The sequence below is a fragment of the Muricoccus roseus genome (assembly GCF_900141905.1).
Classification (GTDB): domain Bacteria; phylum Pseudomonadota; class Alphaproteobacteria; order Acetobacterales; family Acetobacteraceae; genus Roseomonas; species Roseomonas rosea.
In genome coordinates this window covers 77597-95270 of the sequence record NZ_FQZF01000004.1, presented here as the reverse complement: position 1 = coordinate 95270, position 17674 = coordinate 77597, and the positions used below count along the sequence as shown (strand labels likewise).

Genomic DNA, 17674 nt, shown 5'->3' with positions numbered 1-17674 from the left:
ACGGCCTCGCGGATCGCTTGCTTCAGCTCGAGCCGGATCCTGCCGGATCCACATCGCAGAACACCGGGGTGGATCGCCTTGCCTGGATCCACCGCGCACCCGATGCGCCCTACTTCATCACGGAGGATGGGGCGGCCTGGGCGCCAGTAGGCCAGAACGATGCCATCACCTGGCCGGAACTGGCCAGCCTTTTCCGGCGCCGCGACCTGGCCGCCGTGGAGCGCCACGTCCGTTACCTCCGCGACCATGGCGTGACCTGCCTCCGGCTGATGCTCGAATACGCCCATACGGAGCACCGCTATATCGAGCGGCCGGCGGGGCGCTTCGTGCCGGCGATGGTCCAGCTCTGGGACGACCTTCTCGCCATCTGCCAGCGCAACGGCATGCGGGTGCTGCTGACGCCGCTGGACACCTTTTTCACCTGGGTTCGGTGGGAGCGCCACCCGTACAACCAGGCGAATGGCGGGCCCTGCGCCGACCGCTCCCAGCTCATGGTTTGCCCGGCCACGCGCGCCCTGCTGAAGGAACGGCTGGCCTTCGCCACCCGCCGCTGGGGCGGAAGCGGCGTGATCTTCGCCTGGGACCTCTGGAATGAGATGCATCCGGCCCAGGCGGACAACCGGCCCACTGCCTTCGCCGACTATATCGACGATGTCAGCCCCTTCCTGCGCGACCTGGAGACGCGGCTGCACGGGCGCGCGCATTTGCAATGCGTCTCCGTCTTTGGCCCCGAGCTGGCCTGGAAGCCCTGGATCGCTGATCCGATCTTTCGCCACCCCCGGCTCGACTTCGCGAACAGCCATTTCTACGAAGAGGGGACGATCGACGACCCGCGGGACACGCTCGCGCCGGCGCTAAGCGCCGCGCGGCTGACACGCGAAGCCCTGGCCCATATCACGGACCAGCGCGCGTTCTTCGATTCGGAGCACGGGCCGATCCACCGCTTCAAGGACAAGCACCGGAACCTGCCTGAAGCCTTCGATGACGAGTACTTCCGGCACATCCAATGGGCGCATCTCGCCTCCGGCGGAGCGGGCGGCGGCATGCGCTGGCCCAACCGCCGGCCGCATGTGCTGACGCCGGGGATGCGGGCCGCCCAGAAGGCGCTGTCCGGCTTCCTGCCCTTGATCGACTGGACGAGCTTCCGCCGCCGCAACCTGAATGACGAGATCACGGTCTCGGCCGGTGACATCCACGCCCTGGGCTGCGCGGATGAGGAGCAGGCCGTGCTGTGGCTGGTGCGCAGGGCGCTGCGCGAGCCGGAAGCGGGGCTGCGCCGGGTGGCGGAGAGCGGAGAGGTGCAGGCGCGCCTCACCGTGCCCGGGCTTCGCCCTGGCCGGTACCATGTGATCCTCTGGGACACCCGGGCGGGGCGCGAGGAGGCGCGGCTGGAGGCCCTTGCGGGAGGCGAAGCCGGGCTGGAACTGGCCGTCACCTTGTCCCGGGCGGATGTCGCAATCGCCATCCGCAGGGCGGAGGGCTGAGGGGCCGCTCCCCTTGCCTCCCCATAGCTCGCGGGACATCCTCGCCGGATCATTCCACCGGGCCTGCGCGGGGGCTGCAAGCCGCGCCCGGCGAAGGCGGAGCCTTTCCATGAATCTGCATTTCCGCGCCGCGCTGCTGCCCCAGGGCTGGGCGCGGAACGTTCTCATCCGTATCGAGGACGGGCGGATCGCCGCGGTCTCCGCCAGCGAGGCGGCGCCGGCGGATGCCGAATGCCATGGGGCGGCGGTGCCCGGGCTGCCGAACCTGCACTCCCACGCCTTCCAGCGCGCCATCGCCGGCCGCACCGAACGGCGCGGACCCGGCGAGGACAGCTTCTGGTCCTGGCGCGAGGTGATGTACGGCTCGCTCGACGTGATGACACCGGAGGATGTGGAGGCGATCGCCGCCCTCGCCTATGTCGAGATGCTGGAATCCGGCTTCACCCGGGTGGGCGAGTTCCACTACCTCCACCACGCGGAGAACGGCGCGGCCTATGAAGAGCCCGCGGAGATGGGTTTCCGCATCGCCGCCGCCGCCGCGCAGGCGGGATTGCGGCTGACGCTTCTTCCCGTCTTCTACGCGCATGCGAATTTCGGTGGCCTTCCGCCCACGCCGGGCCAGCGCCGCTTCGTCAGCGGGCTGGATGGCTTCGCCCGCCTGCTGGAGGGCAGCGCAAGGGCCGTGGCCGGGCTGGAAGGGGCGGGGCTGGGCGTGGCGCCGCACAGCCTGCGGGCGGTCACTCCGTCGGAACTGGCGGCTGTCGCCTCCATGCTGCCCGGCCGCCCCGTGCATATCCATGCGGCGGAGCAGGTGCGGGAGGTGGAGGATTGCCTGGCCTGGAGCGGGGCTCGCCCGGTGCAATGGCTACTCGACCATGCCGGAGCCGATGCGCGCTGGTGCCTCGTTCATGCCACCCACATGCAGCCCGAGGAGACCGCCCGCCTCGCCCGCAGCAGCGCCACGGCCGGCCTCTGCCCCGTGACCGAGGCGAATCTCGGGGATGGCGTCTTCGATGCGGGCGGTTGGGGCGCGGCCGGTGGCGCCTGGGGCGTGGGGACGGATTCGAACGTCTCCATCGCCGCCAATGGCGAATTGCGGATGCTGGAGTATTCGCAGCGCCTGGCCCGGCGCGGCCGCAACCTGATGGCGCGGGCACCCGGCGCCTCCACCGGGCAAAGCCTGTTCGAAGCGGCCCTGGCCGGTGGGGCGCGCGCCCTGGGCGAGGCCACGCCTGCCCTGCAGCCCGGCGCGCCGGCGGATCTCGTCGCCCTGCGCGAGGCCCCCGGCGCGAGGGAGGACGCGCTGGACCGCTGGATTTTCGCGGAGGCGGACCGGGGCGTGGCGGCCGTATGGTGCGCCGGGCGTGCGGTGGTGCGCGACGGCCGGCATGTCGCGCGGGATGCCGTGGCGGCACGTTACGCCGCCACGATGCACCGCCTGCTGGCGGCGCGCTGACCGCGCCTCACCCCATGGTCATCAGCCCCGCATTGCCGCCCGCCGCGGCGGTGTTGGTGCTGATGGACTGCTCCGCCAGCAGCAGCTCCAGCGGGTAGTCCTCGCCGGCGCGAAGCGCCCCGGGCGTCAGGCCAAAGACGAGCCGGATCGGTCCCTCCAGCGCCGCGACCTGCCGGTTCAGGCCGAGCAGCGCATCGGCTTCTCCCTCGAACAGGACCGCCGCGCAGCCCGCCGCATCCGCGGCCCCGATCCGGGAGACGCGCCGGCGCAGCATGGGGGGCAGGGCGGCCATGGCCTCGCCCCATGCGGCCGGCGCGAAAACCCGCGCGGTGTTGCCGGTGGCGAGCGCCGCGCCGATCTGCACGAACAGCCCCAGCTCCGTCGCCGGAACGCAGAGCAGCGCGCCGCGCGGATGCAGCGCATAGACGTTGCTCTCCCCGACCGGCCCGGGCAGCACGGTGCGGAGCCCGAGGCGGGAGCGCCGGGCGAAGGCCTCGCAGCGCGCCGCCGCATCGCCGTGCCCCTGCGCGCGCAGCCAGTCCTGCCAGGCGCCCAGCGCCGGGGCCGGGTCGGCGACCGGCGGCAAGGGCGGCTCGGCCGGGCAGGCCGCGAGCAGCCGGCGGAGATAGAGCGGCCCGCCCGCCTTCGGCCCGGTGCCGGAGAGCCCATGGCCACCGAAGGGCTGCACGCCGACCACCGCGCCGATCAGGTTGCGGTTGACATAGATGTTGCCCGCCGCCGCGCGGCCGGTCGCCCGGGCGATGCTCTCGTCGATACGCGAATGCACGCCGAAGGTCAGGCCGTAGCCCGTGGCGTTGATCGAATCGATCAGCGCGTCCAGCTCCTCACGGTCGAAGCGCAGCACGTGCAGCACGGGGCCAAAGACCTCCCGCTCCAGCTCCGCCAGGTCCGGGATGGTAATGACGGTGGGAGCGACGAAGGTGCCGTGGCGGCTGGACTCGGGCAGGGCCACCGCCTGCACCTCTCGGCCGCGCACCCGCATGGCATCCACATGCGCCTGGATGCCGCGCCGTGCCTCCTCCGAGATCACCGGGCCGACATCGGTGGAGAGGCGATCGGGGTTGCCGACCGAGAGCTCCGCCAGCGCTCCGTGCAGCATGGTCATCACACGGTCCGCGACATCCTCCTGCAGGCAGAGGACGCGGAGCGCGGAGCAGCGCTGCCCCGCGCTGTCGAAGGCCGAGGCGAGCACATCCGCGACGACCTGCTCCGGCAGGGCCGAGCTGTCCACCACCAGCGCATTCTGCCCGCCGGTCTCCGCGATGAGCGGCACGGGCCGCCCATCCCGGTTCAGCCGCTTCGCCAGTTCGCGCTGGATCAGCCGCGCCACGTCGGTAGAGCCGGTGAACATCACGCCCTGCACCCGGGCATCAGCCACCAGCGCGGCCCCGACCGGCCCTTCGCCAGGAAGCAGCTGCAAGGCCGCGGGCGGCACGCCGGCCTCGCGCAGGATCCCGACCGCGAGGGCGGCGGTGAGCGGCGTCTCCTCCGCCGGCTTGGCGAGCACGGCATTGCCCGCCGCCAGCGCCGCCGCGACCTGGCCGGTGAAGATGGCCAGCGGGAAGTTCCAGGGGCTGATGCAGGCCACCGGGCCCAGCGGCCGGTGCGTGTCGTTGTGGAACCCGTCGCGCACCTGCGCCGCATAGTAGCGCAGGAAGTCCACCGCCTCCCGCACCTCGGCGATGGCGTTGGAGAAGGACTTCCCGGCCTCCCGAACGATGGGGCCGAGCAGCTGGGGCAGGCGCGCCTCCATCAGCTCCGCCGCGCGCATGAGACGGGCGGCACGGTCCGCCGGCGCGGTGGCCGCCCAGCCGGGGGCGGCCTCCACCGCCTGGGCCAGCGCGGAGTCCACCACCGCCGGCGTGGCCTCCACCACACGGCCGACGAGGTCGCGATGGTCGGCTGGGTTGCGGATCTCGCGGGCCGTGCCGCCCGCTTCGCCGTCGCCCAGCATGGGGGCGGCCCGCAGCGCGGCCGAGGCGCCTTCGCGCAGCCGCGCCGAGAGCGCCGTGAGGCCGAGCTCGTTGGACAGGTCGAAGCCCGCGCTGTTCGGCCGTTCCTTGGCGAAGAGGGCGCGCGGGTGGGAGATGCGCGGATGCGGCGCGCCGATCGGCCCGGCGGCGCGCACCGCCTCCACGGGGTCCGCCGTCAGCTCCTCCGCCGGCACGGCGGGGTCGTTGATCCGGTTGACGAAGGAGGAGTTCGCGCCGTTCTCCAGCAGGCGGCGGACCAGATAAGCCAGCAGCGTCTCATGCGTGCCCACGGGGGCGTAGATGCGGCAGGGGCGGTTCAGCTTGTCGCGCCCCACCACCTCCTCATACAGCGGTTCCCCCATGCCGTGCAGGCACTGGAACTCGTATTGCCCGGCATAGAAGTTGGCGCCGGCCAGGGCGTGGATGCTCGCCAGGGTCTGCGCGTTATGGGTGGCGAATTGCGGGAAGACCGCATCGGGCGCCGCCAGCAGCTTCCGCGCGCAGGCGAGATAGGAGATGTCCGTGTGGATCTTGCGTGTGAAGACGGGGAAGTCCTCCAGCCCGTCCAGCTGTGCGCGCTTGATCTCGCTGTCCCAATAGGCGCCCTTCACCAGCCGGATCATCAGCCGGTGCCCCGTGCGGCGCCCGAGCGCGATGATCCAGTCCAGCACGAAGGGGGCGCGCTTCTGATAGGCCTGCACCACGAAGCCGATGCCGTTCCAGCCGGACAGCTCCGGCGCCTCGCACAGCGCTTCAAGCAGGTCGAGCGAGATCTCCAGCCGGTCGGCCTCCTCCGCATCGATGTTCAGGCCGATGTCGTAGCGGCGGGCGAGCACCGCGAGGCCCAGCACGCGCGGCAGCAGCTCGCCCATCACCCTTGCGCGCTGGGCGCGGGAATAGCGTGGATGCAGGGCAGAGAGCTTGATGGAGATGCCGGGCCCCTCATAGATTCCGCGTCCCGCGGAGGCCTTGCCGATGGCGTGGATCGCCGTCTCGTAGTCGCGCAGGTAACGCGCGGCGTCCTCGGCCGTCGTCGCGGCCTCGCCCAGCATGTCGTAGGAGTAGCGGAAGCCCTTCGCCTCCATCTTGCGGCTGTTCGCCAGCGCCTCCTCGATGGTCTGGCCGGTGACGAACTGCTCGCCCATCATCCGCATCGCGAGATCCACGCCCTTGCGGATCACTGGCTCACCGCCGCGCGCAATCAGGCGGGTCAGCGCGCCGGTCAGCCCCGTCTCGCTGTTCGTGCCGGTGAGGCGGCCGGTCACCACCAATCCCCAGGTGGCGGCATTGACGAAGATGGAGGGGCTGTGGCCCAGATGGGCGCGCCAGTCGCCGCCGCCGATCTTGTCGCGGATCAGCGCGTCGCGCGTCGCGCGGTCCGGGATGCGCAGCAGGGCCTCCGCCAGGCACATCAGCGCGATGCCCTCCTGGCTGGAGAGCGAGAATTCCTGGATCAGGCTCTCCACGCCGCTGCGGCCGCCCTTGCTCCGCAGGGCCTCCACCAGCCGGCGGGCGAGCGCCCTGGCGGCGGTGGCCTCTGGCGCCTTCAGGGTTGCGGCAGGCAGGAGCGCGGCGACGCATTCCTCCTCCGGCCGGCGATAGGCGGCCGTGACAGCAGTGCGGAGGTCGGTGGGCGGGACCAGCTCCTCCGCGAGGGCCGCGAAGGGGACCGGGGCGGAAGCCAGATCGGTGGCGGTGTGTGACATGCGGATCTCCGGACCGGGGCTGCCGGGGCCTGCCCTATCGGGTCAGGCCGCCGCCGGTCCGCGAGCTGGATTTTCGCATAAGAAAACTGGATCGCCAATAAGAAGCGCATTAGGCTTTCCAGGATTGGTTCGCCGGACCCGGATGAGGTCCGTGACGGACCGCCAGGAGGTGACGAACCATGTCGAGTGCAGCGCGCATTCCGCCCGCGCCCGCGGAGGGCAGCCTGGGCCTGCGCGTGCGGGCCCTGCGCGCGGCGGCCCGGCTGACGATCCGGGAGGTGGCGGAGCGCAGCGGGATCGCGATCTCCTCTGTCTCCAAGATCGAGAACAACCAGCTCTCGCCCACCTATGAGAACATCGTGCGGCTCGCGCGCGGCCTCGGCGTGGACATCGCGGAACTCTTCTCGGACACCAAGAAAGAGAGTCCGGGCGGGCGGCGCTCCCTTACGCCTAAGGGCGGGGGCAAGATCTACCGGACCCGTACCTATGCCTATGAGATGCTCTGCACGGACCTGATCGGGAAGAAGATGATCCCGATGAAGGCCCGCATCCTCGCCCGTTCCCGCACGGATCTCAGCCCGCTGATGAGCCATGAGGGCGAGGAGGTGCTGCTCATCCTGTCCGGTGCCGTCGAGCTGCACACCGAATTCTATGAGCCCGTGGTGCTGAGGGAGGGCGACTGCGCCTATTTCGACAGCACCATGGGTCATGTCTGCGTGCTGCACGGCGTGGAGGACGCGGAGGTCTTCTGGGTCTGCTCGAGCAGCGACGTCCTCGGTTTAGTGGCTGGCACCCCTGGTTGACAAGGCCGTGAGCGGCGGTCCAGTGTTTCCGATAAGAAACTTTCTGGTGCCTTACAGGCCCCGCCGAGGAGAGGTGAGCATGGGAACGAGCAATTCGGGCCGTCGGGCCATCCTGGGCGGCGGCGCCGTCGTCCTCGCCGCGGCGCCGCTTGCGGCCCCTGCCGTGGCGCAGGGCGCGGGCAACACGCTGCAGGCCATCCGCGACCGCGGCGAGCTGCGTGTCGGCGTCGCCCCCGGCGAGCCCTGGTTCTTCCGCGATCAGCGCAGCGAGCAGTGGCACGGCATCGGCTGGGGCGTCGCGGTCGCCATCGCCCGCGAGCTGAACGTGAAGCCCGTTCCGGTGGAGACCACCTGGGGCAATGCCGTGGCGGGCCTGCAGGCCGGCCAGTTCGACGTGATGTTCGTGCTCGATGCCACGCCGCAGCGTGCCCTGGCTGTCGATTTCCCGGTGCAGCCGATGTTCTACTACGCCCAGGGCCTGCTGGTGCGCCCCGGGCTGACGGTGAAGGCCTGGGAGGATGTCAACAAGCCGGAGATCCGGCTGGGCGTCGTCCTTGGCACCTCCCCGGACCGCGACGTGACGGCCCGCCTGCCCCGCGCGCAGATCGAGCGCTTCCCGACGGCGGACGAAACCGCCGCCGCCTTCCAGGCCGGGCGCGTGGATGCCATCTCCCTCTTCCATCCCGCACTGGTGATGCTGCGTGCCCGGGTGCGCCGCGGCACGGTGCTGCTGCCCGAGCCGGTGCGCGCCGCAAGCACCAGCGCCGGCGTGCGGCGTGAGGCGGACAAGTCCTGGCGCGACTGGCTGGGCCTGACCCTCGCCCATCTGTACTCCACCGGAGAGACGCAGAAGATCTACGAGGAATACCTCGCCTTCCGCGGCGTCGAGGCGGGCCAGGCCCCGCCCGTGATGCGCGAGATGTGGCAGAGCCGCGGCTGACGCGGCGCACGACCGGCCGTGGGATACGACTGGGACTTCTCGCCGGTCTGGCGCAATGCCGGGCCCCTCCTGGAGGGGCTCGGCAACACGCTCTGGCTTTCCGGCTGGTCCATCGCGGCCGGGCTGGCGCTGGGCCTCGTGCTCGCGCTGCTGCGGCTCTCGCGCTCGCGCGTCCTGTCCGTGCTCGCCCTGGCGGTGATCGAGTTCTACCGGAACACGCCGCCCCTGCTGCACTTCTTCTGGTACTTCTTCGGCCTGCCGATCCTGCTGAACATCAGCATGAGTCCCTTCGGGGCCGCGCTGCTCGCGCTCTCCGTCCAGTCCGGCGCCTTCTTCGCCGAGATCTTCCGCGCCGGCATCATCTCGATCGAGAAGGGGCAGTGGGAGGCTGGGCGCGCGTTGGGGATGACGGAGGCGCGGCTGATGCGCCGCATCATCCTGCCGCAGGCCGTGCGCCGCATGATCCCGCCGCTGATGGAACGCTCCTTCGAGCTGGTGAAGACCACCGCCCTGGCCGCGACCCTGGCCTATGGGGAGCTGCTCTATCGCGCCATGGTCATCGCGTCGCAAAGCTTCCGGCCGCTGGAGACCTATAGCGCCGTGGCCGTGATCTTCTTCCTCGTCCTCTTCCTCGCCAGCCTCGGCATGCGGCGGGTGGAGGCGGTCCTGCACCGCGGGCGGCGGTAGCCCGGCATGGATTACGAGTTCGACTTCCTCGAGATCCTCCGCAACGCGGACCTGCTGCTGCGCGGCATCTGGTTGACTGTTGCCCTCTGGGTCATCGCCTTCGTCCTGGCCCTGGTCGTGGGGTTGTTCCTCGGCATCGCACGCGGCTCGCCGCGCAAGATCCTGAACTGGCCGGCCACAGCCTACATCGAGGTTTTCCGCAACACGCCCGTGCTCGTGCAGCTCGTGTGGTTCTACTATGCCTTCCCCGTCCTCACGGGCATCCAGACCACGCCCTTCTTGGCGGCCAGCCTGGGCCTGTGCCTGAACACCTCCGCCTATTGCGCCGAGATCTACCGCGGCGGCCTGCAATCCATCACGGCCGGCCAGTGGGAGGCAGGGCGCGCTCTCGGCATGTCCTACTGGACGCTGATGCGCCGGATCATCCTGCCCCAGGCCATCCGCCGCATGATCCCCGCCTTCACCAACCGCGGGGTGGAGCTCGCGAAGATGACCTCCATCGCCTCCGTCATCACGGTGCATGAGCTGATGCATGAGGCGCGGACGCTGAGCACGCAGACCTTCCTGCCGCTCGAGACCTTCACGGTCGTCGCGGTGATCTACTTCTTCCTCATCTATCCCGGCACGGTGGTGGCATCCATCATCGAGCGCCGGCTGAACGCCCGGGGGGCCTGAGCATGGACACGCCGCAGGAGGTCCTCCGCATCGAGGGGCTGCGCAAGAGCTTCGGGCAGCTGGAGGTGCTCTCCGGCATTGACCTGACCGTGGCCAAAGGCGAGCGCATCGCCATTCTCGGCTCCAGCGGTTCGGGCAAGAGCACCTTCCTCCGCTGCATCAACATGATGGAAATGCCGAGCGCCGGGCGCGTCGCGCTCGACGGCCAGCTTCTCGGGCAGGAGAAGGGCGGCACCATCCGCTACCCCGAGGCAGAGCTTTGCCGGCTGCGGACACGCATCGGCATGATCTTTCAGCAGTTCAACCTGTTTCCGCACATGACCGTGGCGCAGAACGTGATGGAGGGCCCCGTCTCCGTCCTCGGCGTCCGGCGGCGGGAGGCGGAGGAGCGCGCGTTGCGCTACCTGGCCAAGGTGGGGCTGACGGAGAAGGCGGCGGAGTATCCCTCCCGCCTTTCCGGCGGCCAGCAGCAGCGCGTCGCCATCGCCCGTGCCCTGGCGATGGAGCCGGAGATCCTGCTCTTCGACGAACCCACCTCCTCCCTCGACCCCGAGCTGGTGGGGGAAGTGCTTCAGACCATTCTCGACCTCTCGCAGGAGGGGCGGACCATGCTGCTCGTCACGCATGAGCTGGGCTTCGCCTATCACTTCGCCACCCGCGTGCTGTTCCTCCACCAGGGCCGCATCCTGGAACAGGGCACGCCGGAGGAGGTGCTGAAGCACCCGCGCGAGGAGCGGACCCGCGCCTTCATCGGCCAGCACTCGGCCTTCGCCTTCTGAACGGACATCGCTGACATGGAAACCAAGGGCGCCCAGACCCCCGCCGAGGACCCGCGCAACGAGAAGGTGCTGATCTGGCTGAACGGCCGCCTCGTGCCGCGCGCCGAGGCGGTGGTCTCCATCTTCGATGCCGGCTTCGGCCTGGGCGACGGCGTGTGGGAGGGCATCCGCCTCAGCCATGGCCGGCTGGTGCTGGTGGACGAACATCTGAAGCGCCTCTACCAGGGGGCGAGCACCATCGCGCTGGACATCGGCGTGGACCAGGCGGGCATGCGCCGCATCCTGGAGGAGACCTGCGCCGGCAACGGCATGGAGCATGGCGCGCATCTGCGGCTGATGGTCACGCGGGGCGAGAAGCGCACCGTGCACCAGGACCCGCGCAACGCGCTCGGCCGCCCCACCATCGCGGTCACGGCCGAGTACAAGCTCCCCGATCCCGAGATCAAGCGCGCCGGGCTGAAGCTCGCCACCTCCACCTTCCGCTGCAGCACGCCGGACGTGTTCGACCTGCGGCTGAACTCCCATTCCCGCCTGAACCTCATCCAGGCCCTGCTGCAGGCCATCCAGGCCGGCGCGCATGAGGCGCTGATGCTGGATCCGCTGGGCTTCGTCTCCAGCTGCAACTCCACCAACTTCTTCATCGTGCGGGATGGCGCGGTGATCACCTCCACCGGCCGCTTCTGCTTCAAGGGCATCACCCGGGCGAAGGTGATCGAGCTCTGTGCCACGGTCGGCGTGCCCTGCCGGCAGGAGGATTTCACCCTCGCCGAGGTCTATACGGCCGACGAGGCCTTTGTGACCGGCACCTTCGGCGGGCTGACGCCGGTGGCCGCCGTGGATGGCCGGCCGATGGGCGCCTCCCGCCCCGGCCCCGTCACGGCACGCCTCTCCGCCCTCTACGACCAGACCTTCCTCGGGCCCTGGGCGTGAACGACGCGGCGGGGACGCTGACGCAACGCGTCGCCTCCTTCGCCGCCGGCCTCACCTTCGAGGCCATTCCGCCGGAGCTGGTCGCCAAGGCCAAGCTCCACCTGCTGGACCTGATCGGCTGCGGCCTGGCGGGGGCGGATTCCACGCTCAGCTACCAGGCGCTCGCCTATCTGGCGGCCGAGCACCGGGGGGGCCTCTGCCCCGTGCTCGGCACCGCGCGGCGCCACGGCCCGGCAGCGGCCGCCTTCGCAAATTCGGTCGCCATGAACGCGCTCGATTTCGACGACGGGTTCGAGGTGGATGGACGCGGCATGGGGCATCCGGGCGCCAGCCTCATCGCGGCCGCCTTCAGCGCGCCCTTCCTGCGGGCGACGGAGGGTGCGGCCTTCCTCACGGCGCTCGTGGCAGCCTATGAGATCAACGGGCGCCTGATTCACGCCATCCAGCCGAGCTTCGAGCGTTTCCGGCAGGTCTACGGCGTGTGCCAGCACCAGGGCGTCGGCTCCGCCATCGCCTATGGGCTGCTGATGGGGCTGGACGCGGTGGCGCTGGAGAATGCCGTCGGCCTCGCCGCCACGCTCAGCCCCCTGCCGAGCCTGCGGAAGTACAATTGGGAGAGCCGCCCCCTCGTCTCCTTCAAGGATTTCAACGCGCCCGCCGCCGAGGCTGGCATACGCGCCGTGCAGATGCATGCCGCCGGGATGACGGGCTCGCGCGACGTGCTGGGCGGCGAAACCGGTCTGTGGCGCATGCTCGGCTCCGACCGCTTCAATCCGGCCTTGCTGGTCGAGGGGCTGGGTTCCGAATGGCGGATGTGGAACGCCAGCCTGAAGCCCTTCCCCACCTGCCGCTGGATGCACACGGCGCTCGAAGGCTTCGCGGACATCCTGCGCGCGGAGGCCCTGGCACCGGAGGAGATTGGACGCGTCACCCTATATACCTCCGCCGGGCTGGCGCGGGACTTCATGCAGGCCGCGCCGGAGACGATGGTGGACGCCCAGTTCAGCTTCCCCTTCGCCTGCGCAGCCCTCGCCCATGGCATCGCCCCCGCGGCCCAGTGGTACCGGGCGGAGACGATGGCGCGGCCGGACCTCGCCGCCTTCGCCCGGAGGGTGGTGGCGGAGGTCGATCCAGCGATCGATGCGATGATGAGCGGCCCGTTGCGGCGGCCGGCGGGGCGGGTGAGCGTCGAGGCCAGGGGCCGCGTCTTCGCCTCACCGCTGATCGCCTTTCCGCTCGGAACCCGCGAACGCCCGATCGGTGCCGAGGCCGTGCGGCGGAAGTTCATGGAGAATGCAGCCCCCGTGCTGGGTCCCGGCGCTGCTGAGGCCCTGGCGGAGCAACTCCTCGGGCTGGAGCGGCAGGCGGATTTGGCACGGCTTCTCGGCGGCCTGGCCCTGGCCTGATCCCCCTCTGCCCCATGGCCGGAACTAGAAGTCGGCGCGCAGCGAGAGGTAGAAGCGCCGCTCCGCCTTCAGGGCATAGGTCTGCTCCTGCCGTTCGTGCAGCAGGTTCTCGCCTTCCAACGCCAGGGTCATCCGGTCGGTCAGGCGGTAGGCGATGCGCGCGGCGACGGAGACGTAGTCCTTGCTGCGCGCCAGCACCGCATCCGCCTCGTTCACCGTCCGGTATCCCTGGGCCAGGCTGGCATAGCGGCCGAAGAGATTGAGCTCCAGCGGACCGCTGCTCCAGCCAAGGCGCGCCGAGACGAGGTGGCGGGGGGAGGCGCGCTTCGGGTCGAGGAGGGACGGGCGGAACTCGGAGGAGACGGCGGCGAGCCGATATTCCACGCCCCAGTCGATGGCTCCGAGCGCCCGCCCCCTCAGCGAGAGGTCGAAGCCCGTGACATCGGAGCGGCCGAGCGCATAGGGGGTGTAGGTCTCATAGGCGACATCCGGCGGGAAATGGGTGGCTGCCGACAGCCCGCTGCTGAAGCCCCGGTTGCGCTGGTGGAAGCCGGTGATGCTGAACCGCCCGTCGATGGCTTCGATCCGCCGCCTGTACTCGAGCTGGTAGTCCGTCACCACCGTGGGGCCGAGATAGGGATTGCCCGTGTCCTGGTAGCCGAAGGCCGGGTAGGAGTCCCGCCAGCCCAGGTCATAGAGGGTGGGCAGCCCGACGCCGCGCGCCGCGCCGAGGCGGAAGGTGTCATCATCCGTCGCGCGCCAGACGAGGCCGAAGTTCCAGGTGGCCGTGCCGAAGTTGCGGTCATAATCCCGGTCCCCATAGGGAAAGGCCGGATCGTCATAGCCCGAACCGTTGAGCCAGAGATGGTCGTAGCGCAGCGCCAGCGTGGTCTCGACCCGGTCCGTGACGGCCCAGTTCCACATCGCGCCGGCGGCGGCGATGTCATAGACCACCTTGCTGGCGCCGATATCCATCGTGGCGCGCCGAAACTCGACCATCGGACGCAGCGTGTGCGCCGCACCGAGCTTCACCGTGTCGCTCAACTCGGCGACGGTCACGGAATGGTCCGTGACGAAGGGCGTGGCCGCGTAGGTGGCCCGGAAGGCGTTGCGATAGATCTGCGCCTCCACCAGGCCGAGCGAGGTGTTGGCCTCCACCCGGCCGCGCAGGCTCCAGATGCGCTTGTCCTCGCGCCAGAACTGGCCGTAATCGGCGAACGGCGCGCCAATGTTGCGGCCGAAGCTCGCATCGATGGCGCCGCGGGCGGCGGGGCCGAGGCGGAAGGCGGCTTCCCCCGCGAATTGCGCACGGGTCGGCGAGCGGCCGGCGTCCAGCGAGGCGCGCTCGAAATCCGTGTAGCCGCGGCCCCAGTTGTGCTCTCCGCGCAGGCCGGCGGAGAGGCGCAGCCCGCCGCCATCGCCCAGGGGCGCGCTGACCACGCCCGAGGTTTCGCGGTAGCCCCCTGTCCCGAGCCGGACCACCGCGTTGGAGCGATGCTCATAGGAGGGATCGTAGGTGATGATATTCACCACCCCCGCGACCGCGTTGAACCCGAACAGCGCGCTGTTCGGCCCCTTCACCACCTCGATCTGCCGGATCTCGCCCAGCTGCACCGGGATCGCGTCCCAGGCGGCATAGCCATAATGGTCCAGATAGACCTGCCGGCCATTCACCAGCACCAGCAGCCTCGGCGTCATCGGCGTGGCATAGCCGCGCACGCCCACCGCATAGTCGGAGGCGTTGTACTGATGCACGTCGAGCGACGTGTAGCGCGCCAGCACGGCCGGAATGTCATGCGCGCCGGAGCGGCGGATCTGCTCGGCGGTGATGATGTCCATCCCCAGCGGCACGTCTGAGGCGCGCTGGGGCTTGCCGCTGGCGCTCGTCGTCACGGACTCGCCGAAAAGCTCCTCCAGCGCCGCACGGTCCATGCCGAGGGCGAGGGCCGGAAGGGCCGCCAGCAGAACCAGGATTCCCGCGACGCAGGCGAGGAGCCGCGATGGGAGGCATCTGCTCCTGGTCACGTCAGCGCTCCTGAATCATCATGCGAAAGGCCGCAGCGAAGCTGACCCCGGCCGCCTGGGCCGCGGCGCGGTTGACGACGATTTCCACCCGTGGCCCGCCCCGTACCGACAGCACGCTCGCCCCGGCCTCCGGAGCCGTGGTTCCCGCGGCAATGGTCACCACCCCGCTCCGCGCCACGGCGGCCGCGACCCGATGCACCTCCGGCAGGGCCGCATCGGTCAGCAGCAGGGCCACCGCGCCGGCCTGGCCGGCCCCGGCGACCGTGACGAGCTTCGGCCGCAGGGTGAGATTGCCGGCCCGCAGCCCCTCACCGAAGATCGCAGCGATCCGCCGGGCCTGGGACAGGCCCTCGGCTGATCCATCGGGGTAGACGATGCCGATATCGGCCAGGCCGGTCGGCGGCTCCTCGAGGAAGGCAAGGGCGCGGACGGCGGCCTGAAGGTCGCGGAGCGTCGGCTCCGCCAGGCCAGGGCCGGGCATCCCGATCAGCGCCCCGGTCAGGCTGAGGAGCACGAGGCGCCTCCCGCCTCCCCACCAGGGCGGAGGCGCATCGGTCAGGCCGGGCCGATTCCAACGCGACAAGCCAAACGCCTCCTGCCCGCACGTCCTACGTCCCGAGGCTCGGCCGGTCTCTGAACCAGGAAGCTGCCCGGCTGCGGCGATTGTGCAACGTTTTTCTGAACAAAGTACCAATAATCAGGCAAGACCGTTGCGCCCGATCCACTGTTGATCCTTTGTTTGCGAATGAGCCCCAGGTTTGCCGGGCTCGCATGAGGACGTGACCTTGCCCTGGAGCTTCGCGCTTCCCTCGCTGGACCGGGTTGCGCAGGAACCGCCTCCTGCCATCGCCGAGGTCCGCCCGAAGGCGCCTCGCGGGGTGACGCGCATGGTGACGGCGCTGGCGGCGCTGGCCGCGCTGCTGATCGCGGCTGCTCTCCCGCTCACCTATTTCTCGGCCTCCCGCTACCGGATGATCGGCGGGCTGGAGGCCAGCGCGCGCATCCATGCCGCGGAGGTGGTGGAGCTGGTGCGCCGCAACCCGGGCTTCTGGGAGTTCGAAGGTCTGCGTGTCTCCGTGCCCCGGGGCGGGGCGTCCGAGGAACGCCGCCGCGTCTTCGCGGCCGATGGCCACCTCGTGATGGAATCCCTGCCGGAGCGGGAGCTGGCCTGGCCCGTCCTCAGCCGGCAGGCCCCCATCACGATGGATGGGCAGGAGCTCGGCCAGGTCGAGGCCGCCCTCTCGATGCGGGACGTGCTGGCCAGTACCCTGGTGGTCTCGCTGGCCTCCTGCACGCTCGGCGCCCTGATCTTCGTGCTGCTGCGCATCGTGCCGCTGCGCCTGCTGAACAACGCGCTGGAGCGGGCCAGCTTCCTCGCGGCGCACGACCTGCTGACCGGACTGCCCAACCGAGGCCTCTTCAGCGACCGGCTACGCCAGGCGCTGTCCCTCGCCCGGCGCGACGGAAAGCCCATGGCGGTGCTCTGCCTCGATCTCGACCGCTTCAAGGAGGTGAACGACACGCTGGGTCACGCCGCCGGCGACCAGCTGCTGAAGGTCGTCACCGGCCGCCTCTCCTCCATGCTGCGGGAGAGCGACACGCTGGCCCGGCTGGGCGGGGACGAGTTCGCGGTCATCCAGCCGCGGGCGGAGCAGCCCAGGGCGGCCGCTTCCCTGGCCCGGCGGCTGATCGCGGCCCTGGACGCGCCGATCGACCTGGACGGCTACCAGGCCAAGGTCGGCCTCAGCATCGGCATCGCCATGACAGACCGCTTCGGCTCGGCGGACCCCACCCAACTCCTTCGGGACGCCGATCTCGCGCTCTATCAGGCGAAGGAGGCGGGCCGCGGCGGCTATCGCTTCTTCGCCCCCGAGATGAACCGGAAGCTGCAGGAGCGGCGGGCCATCGAGGCCGACCTGCGGATCGCGCTGGAGCAGGGCGGGTTCCGCCTCGCCTATCAGCCGCAGGTCCGGCTTGGCAGCGGCACCATCACGGGGGCGGAGGCACTGCTGCGCTGGGCCCGTCCCGCAATGGGCGAGATGTCGCCCGATGCGTTCATCCCGGTGGCGGAGGATACGGGGTTGATCGGGCCGATCGGCGCCTGGGTGCTGCAGGAGGCCTGCCGCCGTGCAGCCCGCTGGCCCGACGGAATGACCGTGGCCGTCAATGTCTCGCCGGTGCAGTTCCGTCAGTCCGACCTGTTCGAGGTGGTGATGGCCGCCCTGGAGAGCAGCGGCCTGCCGCCGGAGCGGCTGGAGGTGGAGATCACCGAGGGCGTGCTGCTGGGCGACACGGAGGAGACGCTGGCCACCCTGCGCCGGCTCCGCGCCGCCGGCGTGCGGATCGCGATGGACGATTTCGGCACCGGCTATTCCAGCCTTGTCTATCTGCAGAAATTTCCCTTCGACAAGGTCAAGATCGACCGCTCCTTCATACGCAACCTGGAGAAGGACGCGAGCGCCGTGACCATCCTCCGCGCCGTGCTGGGCATGAGCAACGCGCTGGGCCTGAGCACGCTGGCGGAGGGGGTCGAAACCGCTGCTCAGGCCGAGATGCTGCGGCATGAAGGCTGCGAATCCGCGCAGGGCTATCTGTTTGGCCGGCCGCTGACGCCCGAGGCGCTGGACGAGCTGATGCTGCGGCAGCGTCACGCCGGCGGAGAAGCGCTGCGCGCCCTGGGCTGAGGCCGCGTCAGGCCTGCCTACACAGCATGGAACGGGAGTAGCTCGCAGGCGCGCTGGGCCTCGGCCCGTGCGCGCGTTGCCGCAGCCCATATCGGCAACAGACTC

13 protein-coding genes are annotated in these 17674 nt (G+C 70.4%); 10 read left to right on the top strand and 3 right to left on the bottom strand.

Annotation, left to right across the window (positions count from 1 at the left end; translation table 11 throughout):
• The first annotated feature begins 68 nt into the window (after nt 1-68).
• On the top strand, nt 69-1484 hold the full coding sequence (locus BUB97_RS04185) for a glycoside hydrolase 5 family protein (RefSeq protein ID WP_217659568.1): 1416 nt from the start codon (nt 69-71) through the stop codon (nt 1482-1484).
• A gap of 109 nt (nt 1485-1593) precedes the next feature.
• Nucleotides 1594-2940, top strand: a complete 1347-nt coding sequence (locus tag BUB97_RS04180) for a formimidoylglutamate deiminase (protein WP_073131814.1) — start codon at nt 1594-1596, stop codon at nt 2938-2940.
• Nucleotides 2941-2947: 7 nt separating this feature from the next.
• On the opposite strand, the gene putA is transcribed toward BUB97_RS04180, so the two are convergent.
• Nucleotides 2948-6640 carry a trifunctional transcriptional regulator/proline dehydrogenase/L-glutamate gamma-semialdehyde dehydrogenase gene (putA, locus tag BUB97_RS04175; RefSeq protein WP_073131812.1) on the bottom strand — a complete coding sequence of 1231 codons (3693 nt, stop codon included), beginning with the start codon at nt 6638-6640 and terminating at the stop codon, nt 2948-2950.
• Between the two features lie 179 nt (nt 6641-6819).
• Here putA and BUB97_RS04170 point away from each other — a divergent pair, with 179 nt between their 5' ends.
• The 7 genes from BUB97_RS04170 (at nt 6820) to BUB97_RS04140 (ending at nt 12860) form a co-directional block, all read left to right on the top strand.
• Nucleotides 6820-7443 carry a helix-turn-helix domain-containing protein gene (locus tag BUB97_RS04170; protein WP_073131807.1) on the top strand — a complete coding sequence of 208 codons (624 nt, stop codon included), beginning with the start codon at nt 6820-6822 and terminating at the stop codon, nt 7441-7443.
• Between the two features lie 79 nt (nt 7444-7522).
• Nucleotides 7523-8383, top strand: a complete 861-nt coding sequence (locus tag BUB97_RS04165) for a transporter substrate-binding domain-containing protein (protein WP_073131804.1) — start codon at nt 7523-7525, stop codon at nt 8381-8383.
• A gap of 18 nt (nt 8384-8401) precedes the next feature.
• Nucleotides 8402-9070, top strand: a complete 669-nt coding sequence (locus BUB97_RS04160) for an amino acid ABC transporter permease (RefSeq protein ID WP_073131802.1) — start codon at nt 8402-8404, stop codon at nt 9068-9070.
• Between the two features lie 6 nt (nt 9071-9076).
• On the top strand, nt 9077-9745 hold the full coding sequence (locus tag BUB97_RS04155) for an amino acid ABC transporter permease (protein WP_073131799.1): 669 nt from the start codon (nt 9077-9079) through the stop codon (nt 9743-9745).
• Nucleotides 9746-9747: 2 nt separating this feature from the next.
• Nucleotides 9748-10524, top strand: coding sequence for an amino acid ABC transporter ATP-binding protein (locus BUB97_RS04150; protein WP_073131797.1), 777 nt, complete (start codon nt 9748-9750; stop codon nt 10522-10524).
• 15 nt (nt 10525-10539) lie between these two features.
• Nucleotides 10540-11454: an aminotransferase class IV gene (locus tag BUB97_RS04145; protein ID WP_073131795.1), complete on the top strand. Its 915-nt coding sequence runs from the start codon at nt 10540-10542 to the stop codon at nt 11452-11454.
• The gene (locus BUB97_RS04140) at nt 11451-12860 is read left to right on the top strand and encodes an MmgE/PrpD family protein (RefSeq protein ID WP_217659567.1); all 1410 of its coding nucleotides are present in this window, start codon (nt 11451-11453) and stop codon (nt 12858-12860) included. Before BUB97_RS04145 ends, BUB97_RS04140 begins: the two co-directional genes overlap by 4 nt.
• 24 nt (nt 12861-12884) lie before the next feature.
• Here the strand turns inward: BUB97_RS04140 and BUB97_RS04135 are convergent, their stop codons facing one another.
• On the bottom strand, nt 12885-14885 hold the full coding sequence (locus BUB97_RS04135; protein ID WP_073131790.1) for a TonB-dependent receptor plug domain-containing protein: 2001 nt from the start codon (nt 14883-14885) through the stop codon (nt 12885-12887).
• Between the two features lies 1 nt (nt 14886).
• On the bottom strand, nt 14887-15399 hold the full coding sequence (locus BUB97_RS04130) for a YfiR family protein (RefSeq protein ID WP_086061892.1): 513 nt from the start codon (nt 15397-15399) through the stop codon (nt 14887-14889).
• Between the two features lie 244 nt (nt 15400-15643).
• Here BUB97_RS04130 and BUB97_RS04125 point away from each other — a divergent pair, with 244 nt between their 5' ends.
• Nucleotides 15644-17569 carry a putative bifunctional diguanylate cyclase/phosphodiesterase gene (locus BUB97_RS04125; protein WP_073131786.1) on the top strand — a complete coding sequence of 642 codons (1926 nt, stop codon included), beginning with the start codon at nt 15644-15646 and terminating at the stop codon, nt 17567-17569.
• The last annotated feature ends 105 nt before the right edge of the window (nt 17570-17674 follow it).

What these genes read in the sequence shown, in the direction of transcription:
- BUB97_RS04180 (WP_073131814.1), top strand. Translation starts at nt 1,594, where the DNA reads ATGAATCTGCATTTCCGCGCCGCGCTGCTGCCCCAGGGCTGGGCGCGG.
- putA (WP_073131812.1), bottom strand. Translation starts at nt 6,640, where the DNA reads ATGTCACACACCGCCACCGATCTGGCTTCCGCCCCGGTCCCCTTCGCG.
- BUB97_RS04170 (WP_073131807.1), top strand. Translation starts at nt 6,820, where the DNA reads ATGTCGAGTGCAGCGCGCATTCCGCCCGCGCCCGCGGAGGGCAGCCTG.
- BUB97_RS04165 (WP_073131804.1), top strand. Translation starts at nt 7,523, where the DNA reads ATGGGAACGAGCAATTCGGGCCGTCGGGCCATCCTGGGCGGCGGCGCC.
- BUB97_RS04155 (WP_073131799.1), top strand. Translation starts at nt 9,077, where the DNA reads ATGGATTACGAGTTCGACTTCCTCGAGATCCTCCGCAACGCGGACCTG.
- BUB97_RS04150 (WP_073131797.1), top strand. Translation starts at nt 9,748, where the DNA reads ATGGACACGCCGCAGGAGGTCCTCCGCATCGAGGGGCTGCGCAAGAGC.
- BUB97_RS04145 (WP_073131795.1), top strand. Translation starts at nt 10,540, where the DNA reads ATGGAAACCAAGGGCGCCCAGACCCCCGCCGAGGACCCGCGCAACGAG.